This window comes from Serinibacter arcticus, from assembly GCF_004786095.1.
In the GTDB taxonomy this organism is placed as follows: domain Bacteria; phylum Actinomycetota; class Actinomycetes; order Actinomycetales; family Beutenbergiaceae; genus Litorihabitans; species Litorihabitans arcticus.
Genome location: NZ_RHPJ01000004.1, coordinates 149,522 through 164,304, shown reverse-complemented (window position 1 = coordinate 164,304; position 14,783 = coordinate 149,522). Strand labels below are relative to the sequence as shown.

The following is a 14,783-nucleotide window of genomic DNA, read 5'->3' as shown; positions in this document are numbered from 1 at the left end:
TCAGCGCAGGGCCTGCGCGAGCACGTCGAGGCCGACCGACCCGACGTCGAGCGCGCGGCGGTGGAACGCCTTGAGGTCGAACGCGGCGCCCTCGCGGACCGCGGTCTCGTCGCGGATCTGCTCCCAGAGGCGCTGTCCGACCTTGTAGGACGGCGCCTGCCCCGGCCAGCCGAGGTAGCGGTCGAGCTCGAAGTTCAGGAAGCCCGGAGCCATGTTGGCGTTCGCGAACAGGAAGGTCCGCGCCTTCTCGGCGTCCCACGTGCCGCCGCCGAGGTCGGCCGGGGCGTCCTTGCGCAGGTGCACACCGATGTCGAGGACCACGCGCGCGGCGCGCAGGCGCTGACCGTCGAGCATGCCGAGGCGGTCGGCCGGGTCGTCGAGGAACCCGAGGTCGGCCATGAGCCGCTCGGCGTACAGGGCCCAGCCCTCGCCGTGGCCGCTGACCCAGCACGCGAGCCGACGCCAGGAGTTGAGCAGGCCGCTGCGGTAGGTCGTCTGACCGATCTGCAGGTGGTGGCCGGGGACGCCCTCGTGGTAGACGGTCGTCTTCTCGCGCCAGGTGCCGAACTCGGTCACGCCCGCGGGGACGGACCACCACATGCGGCCGGGCCGGGAGAAGTCGGCGGTGGGCTCGGTGTAGTAGATGCCCCCCGACTGGGTGGGGGCGATGCAGCACTCCAGGCGGCGCACCGGCTCGGGGATGTCGAACTGCGTGTCGGCCAGGGCGGCGACGGCGGCGTCGGACGTCTCCTGCATCCAGCGCTGCAGCGCGTCGGTGCCGTGGAGCTGGCGGGCGGGGTCGGCGTCGAGGCGCTCCATCGCCTCCTGCGGCGAGGTCCCGGCGCCGTAGAGCTCGGCGGCCGTAGCCTCCTGCTCGGCGACGACGCGCGCGAGCTCCTCGCGACCCCACTCGTAGGTCTCGTCCAGATCGATCCGCGCGCCGAGGAACTGCTGGCTGAAGAGCTCGTAGCGGTCACGGCCGACGGCGTCCTCCTCCGGCGCGCGGTGGATGAGCTCCGAGCGCAGGAACTCGGCGAGGTCGGCGTAGGCGGCCCGGGCGCGGGTGGCGCCGGCCTCGAGGGCCGACGCGTGGTGGGTGCCCTCGCCGCCCGATCCGGTGCGCGCGAGGCTGGACCAGAAGGAGGACTCGCCCGCGAGCTCCTCGGCCTGGGCGATGCCGGCCTCCACCTGGCGGCGGGCGGCGACGATCCCGGTGGCCGCACCCTCGCGCAGCGACTCGACGTAGCCGGCGAGGGAGTCGGGGACGTTGCCCATGCGGGCCGCGACGACCTCCCAGTCCTGCGCGGTGTCGGTCGGCATGAGGTCGAAGATGTCGCGCGTGGTCTGGAGCGGGGAGTGGATGACGTTCAGCGTCGCGAAGCTCTCGCCGGAGTCGTACAGCTCGCTCTCCAGGCCGATGCGCTCGAGCATCGCGGCCTTCGTGACGACGTCGACGTCGTCGGCGGGGGTGAGCTTGGACAGGCGTCCGAGAACCGCGGTGCGCTCGGCGTCGAGCGTCGCCAGCCCGGCGGGGGAGACGTCGTCGAACGTGGTCTGGTCACCCGGCAGGCCGAGGCTCGTGCGCAGGAGCGGGCTGAGGCTCGCGAGGGTGTCGACGTAGGCGTCGGCAACGGCGTCGATCTCGGTGGGGGTGCGGGGGGTCTGGGTCACCCGCCAACCCTACGACCGCGCCCCGGCGGGACGGGGCCGGCCCCGCGTGTCGCCGCGGCTACGGGTGCAGCGACCAGCGCCAGGCGTTGTCGCCGCGGGCCGGGAGGCCGCGGGCGCCGCCGCGCAGGGCGTGCGAGCGGTCCTGCCAGCGGTGACGCACCACCTCGGGGCTCTCCTCCCCGCCGGAGGCCGCGGCCGCCGCGCTGAGTCCGGCGATCAGCGCCGCCAGCTCGATCGCGTCCGGTTCGCCCCTGACCACGCGGACGAGCGGTTGGGCCGACGTCGTCGGCTGCGTCACGGTGACCGGGGGCGTGCCGACGGCGTGGGTCGCCGCCTCCGGCACCTCGCCGTACAGCTCGCCCAGCCGCGTGCGCTCGGTCGCCCCCGGAGCGTCGGCACCCGCGGCGCCTCCGAGCCCAGAACCACCCAGCCCCGAGCCCCCGAGCCCCGCCCCGCCGTCGTCGCTCACAGCGGGATGTTCCCGTGCTTCTTCGCGGGCAGGGACGCGCGCTTGGTGCGCAGCGCGCGCAGCGCCTGCGTCACCTGGACGCGGGTCTGGGACGGGGCGATGACCGCGTCCACGTAGCCGCGGTCGGCGGCCTCCCACGGGTTGACGATCGCGTCGTTGTACTCGTCCACGAGCCGCGTGCGCTCCGCCTCGACGTCGCCGCCGGCGTCGGCGACCTTCTTCAGCGCGCCGCGCTGCAGGATGTTGACCGCCCCGGACGCGCCCATGACGGCGATCTGCGCCGTCGGCCACGCGAGGTTGACGTCGGCGCCGAGCTGCTTGGAGCCCATGACGATGTACGCGCCGCCGTACGCCTTGCGCGTGATGACCGTGACCAGCGGGACGGTCGCCTCGGCGTAGGCGTAGATGAGCTTCGCCCCGCGCCGGATGATGCCGTTCCACTCCTGGTCGGTGCCCGGCAGGAAGCCGGGCACGTCCACGAACGTGAGCACGGGGATGTTGAACGCGTCGCACGTGCGCACGAACCGCGCCGCCTTCTCGGCCGCGTTGATGTCGAGCGTGCCCGCCATCACCTGCGGTTGGTTCGCCACGATCCCGACCGCGTTGCCCTCGACGTGCCCGAACCCGATCAGCACGTTCTTGGCGAACAGCGGCTGGACCTCCAGCAGCACGCCCTCGTCCAGCACGGCCTCCACGACGGCACGCATGTCGTACGGCTGGTTGTCCGAGTCCGGCACGAGGGTGTCGAGGGCGACGTCGGTCTCGGTCGTCTCGAGCGAGGCCTCCTCCTCGTACGTCGGCGGGTCGGCCAGGTTGTTCGAGGGCAGGTAGGTCAGCAGGGCGCGGACGTAGTCGAACGCCTCCTCCTCGTCGGCCGCCAGGTAGTGCGCGACGCCGGAGCGCTCGTTGTGCGTGAGTCCGCCGCCGAGCTCCTCGAAGCCGACGTCCTCGCCCGTGACGGCGCGGATGACGTCGGGGCCGGTGATGAACATGTTCGACGTCTTGTCGGCCATCACGATGAAGTCGGTCAGCGCGGGGGAGTAGACGGCCCCGCCCGCGGACGGGCCGAGGATCAGCGAGATCTGGGGGATCACGCCGGAGGCCGCGACGTTGCGGCGGAAGATCTCGGCGAACTGCGTCAGCGCCGCGACCCCCTCCTGGATGCGCGCGCCGCCGCCGTCGCTGATCCCCACGAGGGGGACGCCGGTGCGGAGGGCGAAGTCCTGGATCTTGGCGATCTTGGCGCCGTGCACCTCGCCGAGGGAGCCGCCGAACACCGAGAAGTCCTGGCTGTAGACGCAGACGCGCCGGCCGTCGATCGTGCCGTGGCCGATCACGACGCCGTCGCCGTAGGGTCGGCGCGCGGCCAGCCCGAACGCGGTCGCGCGGTGGCGCGTGAACGCGTCGATCTCGGTGAAGGAGCCCTCGTCCAGCAGCGCGTCGATGCGGGAGCGAGCTGAGCCCTTGCCCCGCGCGCCCTGCTTGGCGACGGCCGCCTCGGCCGGGGCGTCGATGCCCTCGGCCACGCGGGCGTGCAGGTCGGCGAGCTTCCCCGCCGTCGTGGTCAGGTCGATCTGGTCGGCCGGGCCGGTCGGGTTCGCACTGGTGTCACTCACGCAGGCGAGGCTACCGGTGGCAGGCTGGCGGCGTGAGTCGAGAGCCTGCCGCCAGCCCCTTCACCACCCTCGTCGAGGTCGCCGAGACGGGGTCGACCAGCTCCGACCTCGTCGCCGCGATCCTGGCCGACGACGGCGCCTGGCCCCACCTGGCCGCGCTGCGGACCGAGCACCAGGTGGCGGGACGCGGGCGCGCCGGACGCACCTGGACGACCCCGCCCGGCACGTCGGCGACGTTCTCCGTCGTGCTGCGTCCGGGCCGGCCGCGCGCGGAGTGGGCGACGCTGTCCCTGGTCGCCGGTCTGGCCGTCGTCCGGGCGCTGCGGGATCTGGGCCCCGTGCGCGGCGCGGTGCTGGACGCCGCACTGAAGTGGCCCAACGACGTCGTGCTGCGGACCGTGAGAGCCGACGCCGACGCCGACGCGGCCGACGTCCCCGGCTGGGGCACCACCCGCAAGATCGCCGGGGTCCTGGCCGAGACGGTCCCGGGCCGCGACGCCGTCGTGGTCGGCATCGGCATCAACGTCGCCCAGCGCGAGGTCGCCGACCTGCCGGTGCCGTGGGCGACGTCGCTGGCGCTCGCGGGCGTGGCGTGCACGCCCCGCGAGGTCGCGTTCGCCGTCGGCCGCGAGCTGGCCACCCTCACGGCGACCTGGGAGGCCGGAGGTCTGGCCGCGCTGCACGACGTCGTCGCGGCCGCCACCGACACGATCGGCCGCGACGTCGCGGTCGACCTGGGCGACGGCGTCGTCCTGGCGGGCCGGGCGAGCGGGATCGAGCCGGACGGTCGGCTCGTCGTCGTGACGCCCGACGGCGCGGCGCACCCGGTGGCCGCGGGCGACGTCGTGCACGCGCGACGTGCCTGAGGCGCCGCGCCCGCCGCACGAGCCGCGAGCGGCCGGACCGGGCGGTGGCCCGCTCCGGCGCGTAACATGGCGTGACGTGGACCACACCGGCAGCGCGACGTCGAGGCGGACGGACTCCCAGACGCTCGAGCGCCAGACGCGCCTCCTGCTCGGGGCGCTCCCGAGCCTGGACGCGTACGAGGTCGCCCGCCTCGCTGGCACCAGTGCCGCGCGGGTCCTGCAGTTCTGGCGCGCACTCGGCTTCGCCGGCATCGCCGCCTCCGAGAAGGCGTTCACGCCCGCCGACGCCGACGCCCTGCGCGCCGCACTCAGCCTGGTGGAGGACACGGGGCTGACGGAGACGGCGTGGCGCGCCGTCGTGCGCGCCGCCGCACACTCGGCCGACCGCCTCGCGGTGTGGCAGCTCGAGACGCTCGTGGAGGACGCCGAGCGCCGGTGGGTGCTCGACGACATCTCGGCGCGCCTGGTCGTGCTCGACACGGTGGGGGAGGCGGTCCCGGCGCTCGAGGCGCTCAGTGCGCACGCGTGGCGCCGCCATCTGCTCGCGCTGCTCACCCGGACCGAGCAGTCGGTCGGGCAGGCGGGCACCGCCGAGGCGCGCGACGAGCTGCCGCTCGAGCGCGCGACCGGGTTCGTCGACGTGGTCTCCTACACGCAGCGCTCGGCCCGGCTCGGCGCCGCCGGTCTCGGCGAGCTCGTCGCGACCTTCGAGGAGCGCGCACGCGACGTCGTCACGGAGGCGGGCGCGCGCGTCGTGAAGACGATGGGCGACGGCGTCCTCTTCGTCGCGGACGACCTGCCGACCGGCCTGGAGGTCGCGCTCGAGCTCGTGGACTCCTACGCGCGGGCCCCCGTGCCGCTCGAGGTGCACGGCGCGGTGACCTGGGGGCGCGTGCTGTCGCGCTCGGGGGACGTCTTCGGACCCACCGTCAACCTCGCCGCGCGGCTGGCCGACATCGCCAGCGCCGGCCAGATCCTGACCGACGAGATCACCTGGGCGCTGGCCGAGGCTGACGCCGGCGTGCGCTCGACCGTCGTGGCGACGTCGCTCCCGACGGCGCAGGTCCCGGGCATCGGACCGGTCGAGCCGGTGCTCCTGGGCCGTCCCGACTCCTGATCGGGGCGAGGGGCCGCTGTTAGCCGGGGGGATATGCGGTCTTGACGAGCCGATGGCGTTAGCATGCACGGGTGACCAAGGTTCTGCTTGCTGAAGACGACCCGGCCATCGCCGAGCCCCTGGCCCGCGCCCTGACGCGCGAGGGCTACGAGGTCTCCGTGCACGGCACCGGTCGGGGCGCCATCGACGGCGCGCCCACGGCCGATCTGTTCGTGCTCGACCTCGGGCTCCCGGACATGGACGGCCTCGACGTCGCCCGCTGGATCCGGAGCCAGGGCATGACGACGCCGATCCTCGTGCTCACCGCTCGCGCCGACGAGGTCGACCTCGTCGTCGGCCTCGACGCCGGCGCCGACGACTACGTCACCAAGCCGTTCCGGCTGGCCGAGCTCCTCGCGCGGGTCCGGGCGCTGCTGCGCCGCGCCGGCGTCGAGGGCGAGGAGAGCGACGAGCTCGTCGCGCAGAACGTCCGCGTGGACGTCTCGGCCCACCGTGCGTTCCAGGGCGACCGCGAGCTCCAGCTCACCGCCAAGGAGTTCGACCTGCTGCGCGTGCTCGTGCGCGAGTCCGGCACGGTCGTCTCGCGCGAGTCGCTGATGCGCGAGGTCTGGGCCTCAGACCCGTCCGGCTCCACCAAGACCCTCGACATGCACGTCTCCTGGCTGCGTCGCAAGCTGGGGGACGACGCCGGATCGCCCCGCTACATCGCCACCGTGCGCGGCATGGGCTTCCGGTTCGAGGCGACGACGGCGTAGCCGTGTCCGTGCTCTCGTCGCGCACGTCGCGCCACCCGCGCAGCGAGGGCTGAGACGTGCAGCGTCGACTCCTGCAGGCGACGATCGCGGCGGTGCTGGTCGCCGTCGTCCTCATCGGCACGCCGGTCGCGATCCTGAGCGCCGTCACGGTGCGCAACTCCATCGAGGAGAACCTGCGGGTGCGCACCGAGGCGATCGCACGCGCCGTCGAGCGTCGCGCCGCGATCAACGAGCCGATCACGGAGGACCTGCTCGAACCGTGGATCGCGGAGGACAGCCAGCTCCCGCTCAGCATCACGGTGACACCCGCGCGCGGGTCAGTCGTCGAGGTCGGGGCGCCGACGCCCGACCGCGCCGTGGTCAACATCGTCCCGACGGCATCGGGCGCGGAGGTCCGGGTCGCGATCTCGGGTGACGCGATGGCGTTCCGGATGGCCCAGGTGGTCATCTTCGTGGCGCTGGCGGCGATCGTCGCGACGGCGGCGGCGGTCGCCGTCGCCCGCTTCCAGGCCAGACGTCTGGCCGCCCCGCTCATCTACCTCGCGGCCAGCGCCGAGCAGCTGGGCTCCGGCCAGGTCCGGCCCCGCACCGAGGAGTCCGGCATCGAGGAGATCGACCTCGTGGCGGCCGAGCTCGGCCGGACCTCCGACCGGCTCGCGGCGCGGCTCGCCGCCGAGCGGCAGTTCAGCGCCGACGCCTCCCACCAGCTCCGCACGCCGCTGACGGCGCTGTCGATGCGGCTCGAGGAGATCGAGCTGATGTCGGCCGACGAGGAGGTGCGCACCGAGGCGAAGGTCGCCCTCGAGCAGGTCGAGCGCCTCGTCGGCGTCGTGGACGACCTCCTCAAGACCTCGCGCAAGGGCGCCGGTGGCACGACCGAGGTGGTGCACCTGCGCGACACCTTCAGCCAGCAGGAGAAGGAGTGGCGCCCGACCTACGCCAAGGCCGGCCGTGCGCTGGTGTTCGAGGCGGCAGGGTCGACGTCGGTGCTCGCCAGCCCCGGCGCGCTCGCGCAGGTGCTGGCCACGCTCCTGGAGAACTCGCTGAAGTACGGCGACGGCACGACCCGGGTGGTGTGCCGCCCCGCCTCCACGCGGCAGTCCGTGGTCATCGAGGTCAGCGACGAGGGTGAGGGCGTGCCGGCCGACCTCGCGCCGCGCATCTTCGAGCGTTCGGTCTCCGGCGGCTCGAGCACGGGTCTGGGGCTGGCGCTGGCGCGCGACCTCGTCGCGGCCGACGGCGGCAAGCTCGAGCTTGCCAGGGCCGTGCCCGCCACGTTCCAGATCTTCCTCAGCGCCGTGCCGACGCAGCTCGACCCCGACCGCGTGCTGCCGCCGGGGTCGCTGGTGGCCGTGGGCCGCCGTCGGCGCCGGCCGTGACCGGCTCGCCGGTACCCTGAGGGGCACAGCGAACGACGTCGACCTGCTCCGCTGCGCGGAAGCGGGCGCTCGGCACGCGCACGTAGCGAGAGGGAGAACGATCAGTGACGACACGTAAGCGCATCCTGGTGACGGGTGCGGCGGGGTACATCGGTGTCCACGTGGTGCGGGCCCTCCTCGCCCGCGGCGCCGACGTCCTGGCCACGCACCTCCCCGGACAGGCGCTGCCCGAGCCAGCAGCGGGCGTCACGTGGCTCGAGATCGACATCTTCGCCCCGGGAGCCGCGGCCCAGGTGTCCGACGTGGACGCGTGCGTCCACCTCGCGTGGCGTGCCGGTTTCGTCCACAACGACCCGGTTCACGTCCTCAACCTCTCCGACCACTTTCGTTTTCTCGACGAGCTCGCTGCGGCGGGTGTCGGTCAGATCGCGGTCCTCGGTTCGATGCACGAGATCGGGTACCACGAAGGGCCGATCGACGAGACGACCGCTGCCCGGCCGAGCTCCCTCTACGGGGTGGCCAAGAACGCCCTGCGTCAGGCGCTGGAGCTGCGGTTCGACGCGTCTCCGACAGTTTTCCAGTGGCTCCGCTGCTTCTACGTCTACGGCGACGACGAGCGCGGCCAGTCGATCTTCGCGAAGATCGCCCGGGCGGCTCGCGAGGGTGCGACGACGTTCCCGTTCACGACCGGCGCGAACCGGTACGACTTCCTCGAGGTCGACGAGCTCGGCGACCAGATCGCCGCCGTCGTGGTGCAGACCACCGTCACCGGGGTGATCAACTGCTGCTCCGGAACGCCCGTGTCGCTCGCGGACCAGGTCGAGTCCTTCATCGCCGAGCGGGGTTTCAGTATCGCCCTGGAGTACGGAGCCTTCCCCGATCGCCCGTACGACTCACCGGGCGTGTGGGGCGATGCGACCCGGATCCGTCAGATCATGGCCGCGGAGCGGAGCTGACCCCGGCCTTCCCGGCGGGCACGGGCTCTCCGCGGAACACGAGCAGCCTGTACCCGAGGTAGCGCACGATCGTCCCGAGGCCGACGCCGATCACGTTCGCCGAGAGGTTGTCGGCGAACGGGCTGGTGAAGCCCAGAACGTAGTGCGAGACCCACAGGCTCGCGACGGCCACACCCATCCCGGCGACGTTGACGATCGCGTAGGCGATGAACTCGCGCGTCTTGGACGTCATCCGCCGGTCGGCGAACGTCCACTGGCGGTTCCCGACCCACGCCACGACGGTGGCGACCACCGCGGCGATGATCTTCGCCGTCAGCGGCTTCTCACCGAGGACCTCACCCGGGCCGTACCTGAGCAGGTTGAAGAGCCCGACGTCGACGACGTAGGCGACGGCGCCGACCACCCCGAACTTCGCCAGCTCGGCGACGAGGGCACGCCACACCCGGCGAGGCGCGCCGACGTCCTGGGGCGCCGTCCGGGGCGGAGGAGTCGCCTCCCCCCGGCTCACGCGCGGGAGCGGCGCAGCCGCTCGCCCTTGGCGCGCGCGATGTCGCCCAGCTCCGCCTGGTAGGCGACCATCGCCGCGCGCAGCCGCGTGGCCTCGTCGTCGGTCCCGGCCGCGAGAATGCGCGCCGCCAGCAGGCCGGCGTTGCGGGCACCCCCGATCGAGACCGTCGCGACGGGCACCCCGGCGGGCATCTGCACGATCGAGAGCAGCGAGTCCATGCCGTCCAGGTGCTTCAGCGGCACCGGGACGCCGATCACGGGCAGCGGGGTGACGGCCGCGAGCATCCCGGGGAGGTGCGCGGCGCCGCCGGCTCCCGCCACGATCACGCGCAGGCCGCGGTCGGCCGCGGTCCGGCCGTACTCGATCATCTCGGTCGGCATGCGGTGCGCGGAGACGACGTCGACCTCGACCGCGACGCCGAACTCCGTCAGCGCCAGTGCGGCAGCCTCCATCGTGGGCCAGTCGGAGTCGGAACCCATGACGATGCCGACGACGGGGTCGGCGACGGTCGCGGCGGTCGTGCTTGCGGTCATCGGGGGTCTCCGTCCAGGATCGCGATCGCCCGGGCGGCGTCGCGGCGCAGCGCGTCGAGGTCGGTCCCGACGACGGTGACGTGGCCGAGCTTGCGCCCCGGCCGCACCTCCTTGCCGTACAGGTGGACCTTGACGTGCGGCAGCTCGGCGAGCAGCCGCGGGTAGGCGCTCGTGGGGTCCGCCAGACCGCTGCCGAGCAGGTTGGCCATGACGGCGAACGGCTCGCGCTGGTCGGTGGCGCCCAGCGGCAGGTCGAGGACCGCGCGCAGGTGCTGCTCGAACTGCGACGTCGTGTGCCCGTCGATCGTGACGTGGCCGGAGTTGTGCGGGCGCATCGCCAGCTCGTTGACCACGAGATCGCCGTCGACCTCGAACATCTCCACCGCCAGCACGCCCGTGACGCCGAGGCCCTCGGCGACGAGGCGGCCCACGCCCTCGGCCTGACGTGCCGCCGTCGGGCTCAGACCGGGCGCGGGGGAGAGGACCTCGGCACAGACCCCGTCGCGCTGGATCGTCTGCAGCACCGGCCACGAGCGGATCTCGCCGCTCGGGCGGCGCGCGACCAGCACGGCGAGCTCGCGCGTGAAGGGCACCTTCTCCTCCAGCAGCACGGGCCAGGACCAGTCGAGGTCCCAGCGCTCCGCGTCCTCGCGGGACAGGACGCGGACGCCCTTGCCGTCGTAGCCGCCGCGCGGCGTCTTGGCGATGATCGGCCAGCCGGTCTCGTCGCCGAACGCCAGGACGTCCGCGACCTCCGCCGCCTCGCGCCAGCGCGGGCACGGCACGCCCAGCTCGCCGAGCCGACGTCGCATGACGATCTTGTCCTGCGCCGCGATCAGGGCGTCGGGACCCGGCTCGACGGCGTGGCCGGCGGCCCGCAGGTCGCGCAGCACCTCGTTCGACACGTGCTCGTGCTCGAAGGTCAGGACGTCGGCGTTCTCGGCGAGCCCTCGCAGCGCGTCGGCGTCGCTCGCGACCCCCACGACGGAGTCGGGGACGACCTGTGCCGTCGAGGACGTGGCGGACTCCACGAGGGCGGTGACGTGCACCTGGAGACCGACGGCGGCCTGGGCCATCATGCGGGCGAGCTGGCCGCCACCGACGACGGCGACGCGGGGGGAGGTCATGGTGGTTCAGCCTACCGAGCGACGGACCCGTAGGCTCTCGGTGTCCGGTCCTGACCTGGGGAGAGCCCGTGTACCGACTCACGCCCGCGCTCCGTCACTACGACTGGGGCTCCACGACAGCGATCCCCGAGATCCTCGGCCGCGCAGCCGACGGTCGAGCCGTCGCCGAGGCCTGGTTCGGGGCCCACGCCCAGGGCTCCAGCCTCGTGGAGCACCGCGACTTCCCGACGCTGACGCTGTCGCAGGTCGTGGCCACCGATCCGCGCGGTCTCCTGGGCGACGACGTCGTGGAGCGGTTCGGGGCCGAGCTCCCGTTCCTGCTGAAGCTGATCGCCCCCGTGGCGCCGCTGTCGCTGCAGGTGCACCCCTCGCTCGAGCAGGCCGCGGTGGGCTGGGTGCGCGAGGAGCGCTCCGGCGTCTCGGCGCACGACCCGGGCCGCACGTACCGCGACACGAACCACAAGCCCGAGATGCTCTACGCCCTGACGACGTTCGAGGCGCTGAGCGGCTTCCGGACCCCGCGCCGCGCGATCGAGATCTTCGCGGGCCTCGAGGCACCGCTGATCGCGAACACGATCGAGCGGCTGCGCTACGGACACTCCGCGCAGGGCGTGCGCTCGGCGTTCGAGTACGTGCTCCTGGGGGCGCGGGACCGGGACGCGGACGTGGACGACGTCGTGGAGCAGATCGCACGTCGGCTCCAGGAGGGCAGCAGCCCGTCGCTGCACGCGGACGAGATCGCGCTCGAGATCGCCCGGGAGCACCCGGGAGACCGCGGGGTGCTGGCCTCGCTCCTCCTCAACCCCGTCACGCTGCGGCCGGGTGAGGCGATGTTCGTGCCGGCGGGCGCCGTGCACGCCTACGTCTCGGGGGTCGGCGTGGAGGTGATGGCGAGCTCGGACAACGTCGTGCGCGCCGCGATGACCCGCAAGCACGTGGACGCCCGGGCGCTGCTGGACATCGTCGACGTCCGACCCGCGCCGCCGATCCGGCTCGCCCCGGAGCACGCCCGCACCGGGGTCGAGGTCTTCTACGCCCCGGTCGAGGACTTCGAGCTGGCCGTGATCACGGTGACGGGACCTGACGTCCCGGTCGCGATCGACGGCGGTGGTCCGCGCATCGTCCTCGCGATCGAGGGCGAGCTGGAGATCTGCCTGGGCGACCGCGTCGAGACGCTGAGCCGCGGGTCGGCGATGTTCCTGGCCGACGGTGAGGACCCGGTCGTGCGCGGTCACGGACGGCTGGTGCGCGCCGGCGTGCCGTGAGCACCGACCGGGACGCCCCGGGGATCAGCTCTGGCGCAGCTGCTCGAGGACCTGCTCGAGCGTCGGAGCATCGTGGTCCTTGGCCGACAGCTGGGCGCGGTCACCGAGATCGATCGGCACCGGCCACGTGATGCCGAGCGACGGGTCGACCGGGGTCACACCCACGCCGGCCATCCCGGGCCGCCACTCCTGGTCGAAGCAGTACAGGTACTGCGACGGCTCGGCGCTGGTCGACTGGAACCCGTTCAGCACACCCCGGGGAACGAGGACCTGGACGCCGAGCTCGATCGGCACGGTGACGACCGCTCCGACCGTGGGGGACTCCGGACGCGCGTCGACGTAGGCGCCGAACACCGTGCCTCGGACGACCGAGACGAGCTTGGTCATGGCCTCGCCGTGCAGACCGCGGACTGCGCCGTGCGAGGTCTCGGTCAGGTTGAGCTGCTGCCACGGTCCGGCGTGGAGCCCGGCCTCGGCCATGGCGGAGGCCCGGAAGAACTCGCGGATCGTGCCGCGCTCGTCGTGGATCTGCTTGACCCGGATGACCACGAGCCCGTCGATCGCGGTGGTCTCGGTACGGAAGTCGTCGATGCGTACGCTCATGCCCGCAACCCTAGGCGTCCGGCCTCGATCGCCGGGCAGCGGTCCATCACGACGTTCACACCCGCGGCGCGCGCACGGTCCGCGGCGGCGTCGTCGATGACACCGAGCTGCAGCCACACGGCCGAGGCGCCGACGGTGATCGCGTCGTCGACCACGGCACCTGCCAGCGCGCTGTTGACGAACACGTCCACGACGTCGATCCCACCGCTCCGGTCGGCGGCGGCCTCGTGCAGGTCGACGACGCCGGCGGCGCCGTGCACCGTGGGTGCGCTCGGGTGCACCGGGACGATCTCCATCCCCAGGCGCTGCAGGAGCGCGGCGACGCCGTAGGCCGCGCGAGCCGTGTTCGTCGAGAGACCGACGACCGCCCAGCGCGCGGGGGTGGTCAGCAGGTGCCGGATCACGGCGTCGTCGTTCAGGGTGCCCGTCGTCGGTGCGACGTCCTCGTGCTCGGTCATACGTCCGTCACCCCTCGGCTCCGCCCGCTGCGGCGTCCTGCTCGGCCTGGGTGGCCAGCGTGCCGTCGAGCACCTGCTGCCAGAAGAGGGCTCCGGCGGCCTCGTCGAGCAGCACGGTCGAACCGAGGTTCCCCGGACGGTAGTCGGGGTCGGCGATCGGCGGGGTGCCGCGGAACCCGTCGGGGCCGGTGGCGCCGCGGAAGGCGAGCGCCATCCGGCCGAGCGGGACGACGCCGGTGCCCGGGTCGGTCACGAGGGCGTCGGTGCCGGCGGTAATCAGCGGGACCTGCTCCCACGGCAGCAGGAGCTGCGGGCCCCGGAGCTGGGTCGTGACGCCCTGGATGACCTGCTGCTGGCGCAGGCCACGGCCGATGTCGCCGGTGGGGTCGGACTTGCGCATGCGCGCGAACGCGAGGGCACCGGCGCCGTCGGTGTCGTGGCAGCCGGCGGCCCACACCATCCCCGACTCGGGGTCGTCGACGTCGGAGTCCCAGCACAGGTTGACCCCGCCCACCGCGTCGACGATCGACGCCACGCCGCCCATGCCGATCTCGACGTAGTGGTCGACGGTCACGCCGGTCAGACCCTCGACGGTCTGCACCAGGAGGGGCGCGCCGCCGAAGGAGTACGCGGCGTTGAGCTTGTTCTGCCCGTACCCCGGGATCTCCACGAGGGTGTCGCGAGGCAGCGAGACGAGCGAGGACGTGCCGTCCCCCGGCGCCGTCAGCAGCATGATCGTGTCGGTCCGGGCGCCCTGGGTGGGGTCGCCGACGAGCGTGCCGTCGGCACGCGAGTCCGATCCGGCCAGGAGATAGGTCGTGCCGGGGGTGTTCGGTGCCTCCGACAGCGCGTCGGTGTGCTGCACCCGGCCGTCCGCCCACACGACCAGGCCGATGGGCCAGACCAGGAGCAGCACGAGCACGGAGGCGATCAGCAGGAGCCGGCGACGGCGGAAGGTCGAGCGCGACGGTCGTCGGGGGCCGCCCGGGGGCAGCGAGGCGGGGCCGGACGGCGTCTGCGGACCCCGAGGACCCTGCGGACCGGACGCGCCGCGCTGCGGGGCGGCGTTACGGCCGGGTCCGAGCGCTCCGGGCGCCGCGGACAGCGGCATCGCCCGGGTCGCGCCGACCTCACCGGAGGTGCGCGAGGACTCGCGGACCGGGATCGCTCGGGGAGCGGCCGACGACGGCGCGGCAGCGGGGGGAGCAGCGGCCGTGCGCGGCGCGGGCGGCCGCGAACCGGGTCGCGGCGGCGCGGAGCGACCGGGCGACGCGGCCCGCCCGGGGGGCGTGGCCGTGGTGCGGGGGATCGGACGGCGCTGCGGGCTGCCCGGTGCAGGCGCGTTCGCGGGCGGCGCGCTCGGCGGTGCGGCGGGCCGCCGCTGGATCGGCCGGCCGGTGCCGGGTTCGAACGACGGGGGAGGCGCGTCGTCGGTCATCGGCTCTCCTGTCGGTGTCGCG

Annotated in this window: 15 protein-coding genes; 6 read left to right on the top strand and 9 right to left on the bottom strand. The window is 73.7% G+C overall.

Translation table 11 applies throughout. From position 1 onward, the window contains the following. From SERN_RS13655 to SERN_RS13645, 3 genes are read right to left on the bottom strand one after another with little or no spacing between them, the layout of a single operon-like run. A complete protein-coding gene (locus SERN_RS13655) occupies positions 1–1,671 on the bottom strand; it encodes a DUF885 domain-containing protein (RefSeq protein ID WP_135850712.1) in 1,671 nt (556 codons plus the stop codon). Positions 1,672–1,729: 58 nt separating this feature from the next. Continuing rightward, entirely contained in the window at positions 1,730–2,140 is a 411-nt protein-coding gene (locus SERN_RS13650; protein WP_135850711.1) for an acyl-CoA carboxylase epsilon subunit, read from the bottom strand. Then, on the bottom strand, positions 2,137–3,756 hold the full coding sequence (locus SERN_RS13645) for an acyl-CoA carboxylase subunit beta (RefSeq protein WP_135850710.1): 1,620 nt from the start codon (positions 3,754–3,756) through the stop codon (positions 2,137–2,139). Before SERN_RS13645 ends, SERN_RS13650 begins: the two co-directional genes overlap by 4 nt. 32 nt (positions 3,757–3,788) lie before the next feature. On the opposite strand from SERN_RS13645, the gene SERN_RS13640 reads away from it, so the two are divergent. The 5 genes from SERN_RS13640 to SERN_RS13620 all read left to right on the top strand — a co-directional run bounded on the left by SERN_RS13640 (position 3,789) and on the right by SERN_RS13620 (position 8,829). After that, positions 3,789–4,622, top strand: a complete 834-nt coding sequence (locus SERN_RS13640; protein WP_135850709.1) for a biotin--[acetyl-CoA-carboxylase] ligase — start codon at positions 3,789–3,791, stop codon at positions 4,620–4,622. Between the two features lie 76 nt (positions 4,623–4,698). Next, positions 4,699–5,739 carry an adenylate/guanylate cyclase domain-containing protein gene (locus tag SERN_RS13635; protein ID WP_158292668.1) on the top strand — a complete coding sequence of 347 codons (1,041 nt, stop codon included), beginning with the start codon at positions 4,699–4,701 and terminating at the stop codon, positions 5,737–5,739. Positions 5,740–5,810: 71 nt separating this feature from the next. Continuing rightward, a complete protein-coding gene (locus SERN_RS13630) occupies positions 5,811–6,494 on the top strand; it encodes a response regulator transcription factor (RefSeq protein ID WP_135850707.1) in 684 nt (227 codons plus the stop codon). Between the two features lie 56 nt (positions 6,495–6,550). Continuing rightward, positions 6,551–7,873: an ATP-binding protein gene (locus SERN_RS13625; protein ID WP_135850706.1), complete on the top strand. Its 1,323-nt coding sequence runs from the start codon at positions 6,551–6,553 to the stop codon at positions 7,871–7,873. A 104-nt stretch (positions 7,874–7,977) separates the two neighbouring features. Continuing rightward, on the top strand, positions 7,978–8,829 hold the full coding sequence (locus tag SERN_RS13620; protein ID WP_135850705.1) for an NAD-dependent epimerase/dehydratase family protein: 852 nt from the start codon (positions 7,978–7,980) through the stop codon (positions 8,827–8,829). Here the strand turns inward: SERN_RS13620 and SERN_RS13615 are convergent. From SERN_RS13615 to SERN_RS13605, 3 genes are all read right to left on the bottom strand, one after another. After that, complete coding sequence (locus SERN_RS13615) at positions 8,807–9,271, bottom strand: GtrA family protein (protein ID WP_135850704.1); 465 nt, start codon at positions 9,269–9,271, stop codon at positions 8,807–8,809. The genes SERN_RS13620 and SERN_RS13615 overlap by 23 nt on opposite strands. Positions 9,272–9,333: 62 nt before the next feature. Next, the gene (purE, locus tag SERN_RS13610; RefSeq protein ID WP_135850703.1) at positions 9,334–9,870 is read right to left on the bottom strand and encodes a 5-(carboxyamino)imidazole ribonucleotide mutase; all 537 of its coding nucleotides are present in this window, start codon (positions 9,868–9,870) and stop codon (positions 9,334–9,336) included. Beyond that, entirely contained in the window at positions 9,867–10,997 is a 1,131-nt protein-coding gene (locus SERN_RS13605; RefSeq protein WP_135850702.1) for a 5-(carboxyamino)imidazole ribonucleotide synthase, read from the bottom strand. The genes purE and SERN_RS13605 overlap by 4 nt, the downstream gene beginning before the upstream one ends. Before the next feature lie 68 nt (positions 10,998–11,065). Between SERN_RS13605 and manA the strand changes: the two genes are divergently transcribed. Beyond that, positions 11,066–12,262: a mannose-6-phosphate isomerase, class I gene (manA, locus tag SERN_RS13600; RefSeq protein ID WP_135850701.1), complete on the top strand. Its 1,197-nt coding sequence runs from the start codon at positions 11,066–11,068 to the stop codon at positions 12,260–12,262. Positions 12,263–12,286: 24 nt separating this feature from the next. Here the strand turns inward: manA and SERN_RS13595 are convergent, their stop codons facing one another. From SERN_RS13595 to SERN_RS13585, 3 genes are read right to left on the bottom strand one after another with little or no spacing between them, the layout of a single operon-like run. Next, positions 12,287–12,865 carry a dTDP-4-dehydrorhamnose 3,5-epimerase family protein gene (locus tag SERN_RS13595; RefSeq protein ID WP_135850700.1) on the bottom strand — a complete coding sequence of 193 codons (579 nt, stop codon included), beginning with the start codon at positions 12,863–12,865 and terminating at the stop codon, positions 12,287–12,289. After that, a complete protein-coding gene (locus tag SERN_RS13590) occupies positions 12,862–13,323 on the bottom strand; it encodes a CoA-binding protein (RefSeq protein WP_135850699.1) in 462 nt (153 codons plus the stop codon). Before SERN_RS13590 ends, SERN_RS13595 begins: the two co-directional genes overlap by 4 nt. A 7-nt stretch (positions 13,324–13,330) precedes the next feature. After that, a complete protein-coding gene (locus SERN_RS13585) occupies positions 13,331–14,761 on the bottom strand; it encodes an LCP family protein (protein ID WP_233251702.1) in 1,431 nt (476 codons plus the stop codon). Between the last annotated feature and the right edge of the window lie 22 nt (positions 14,762–14,783).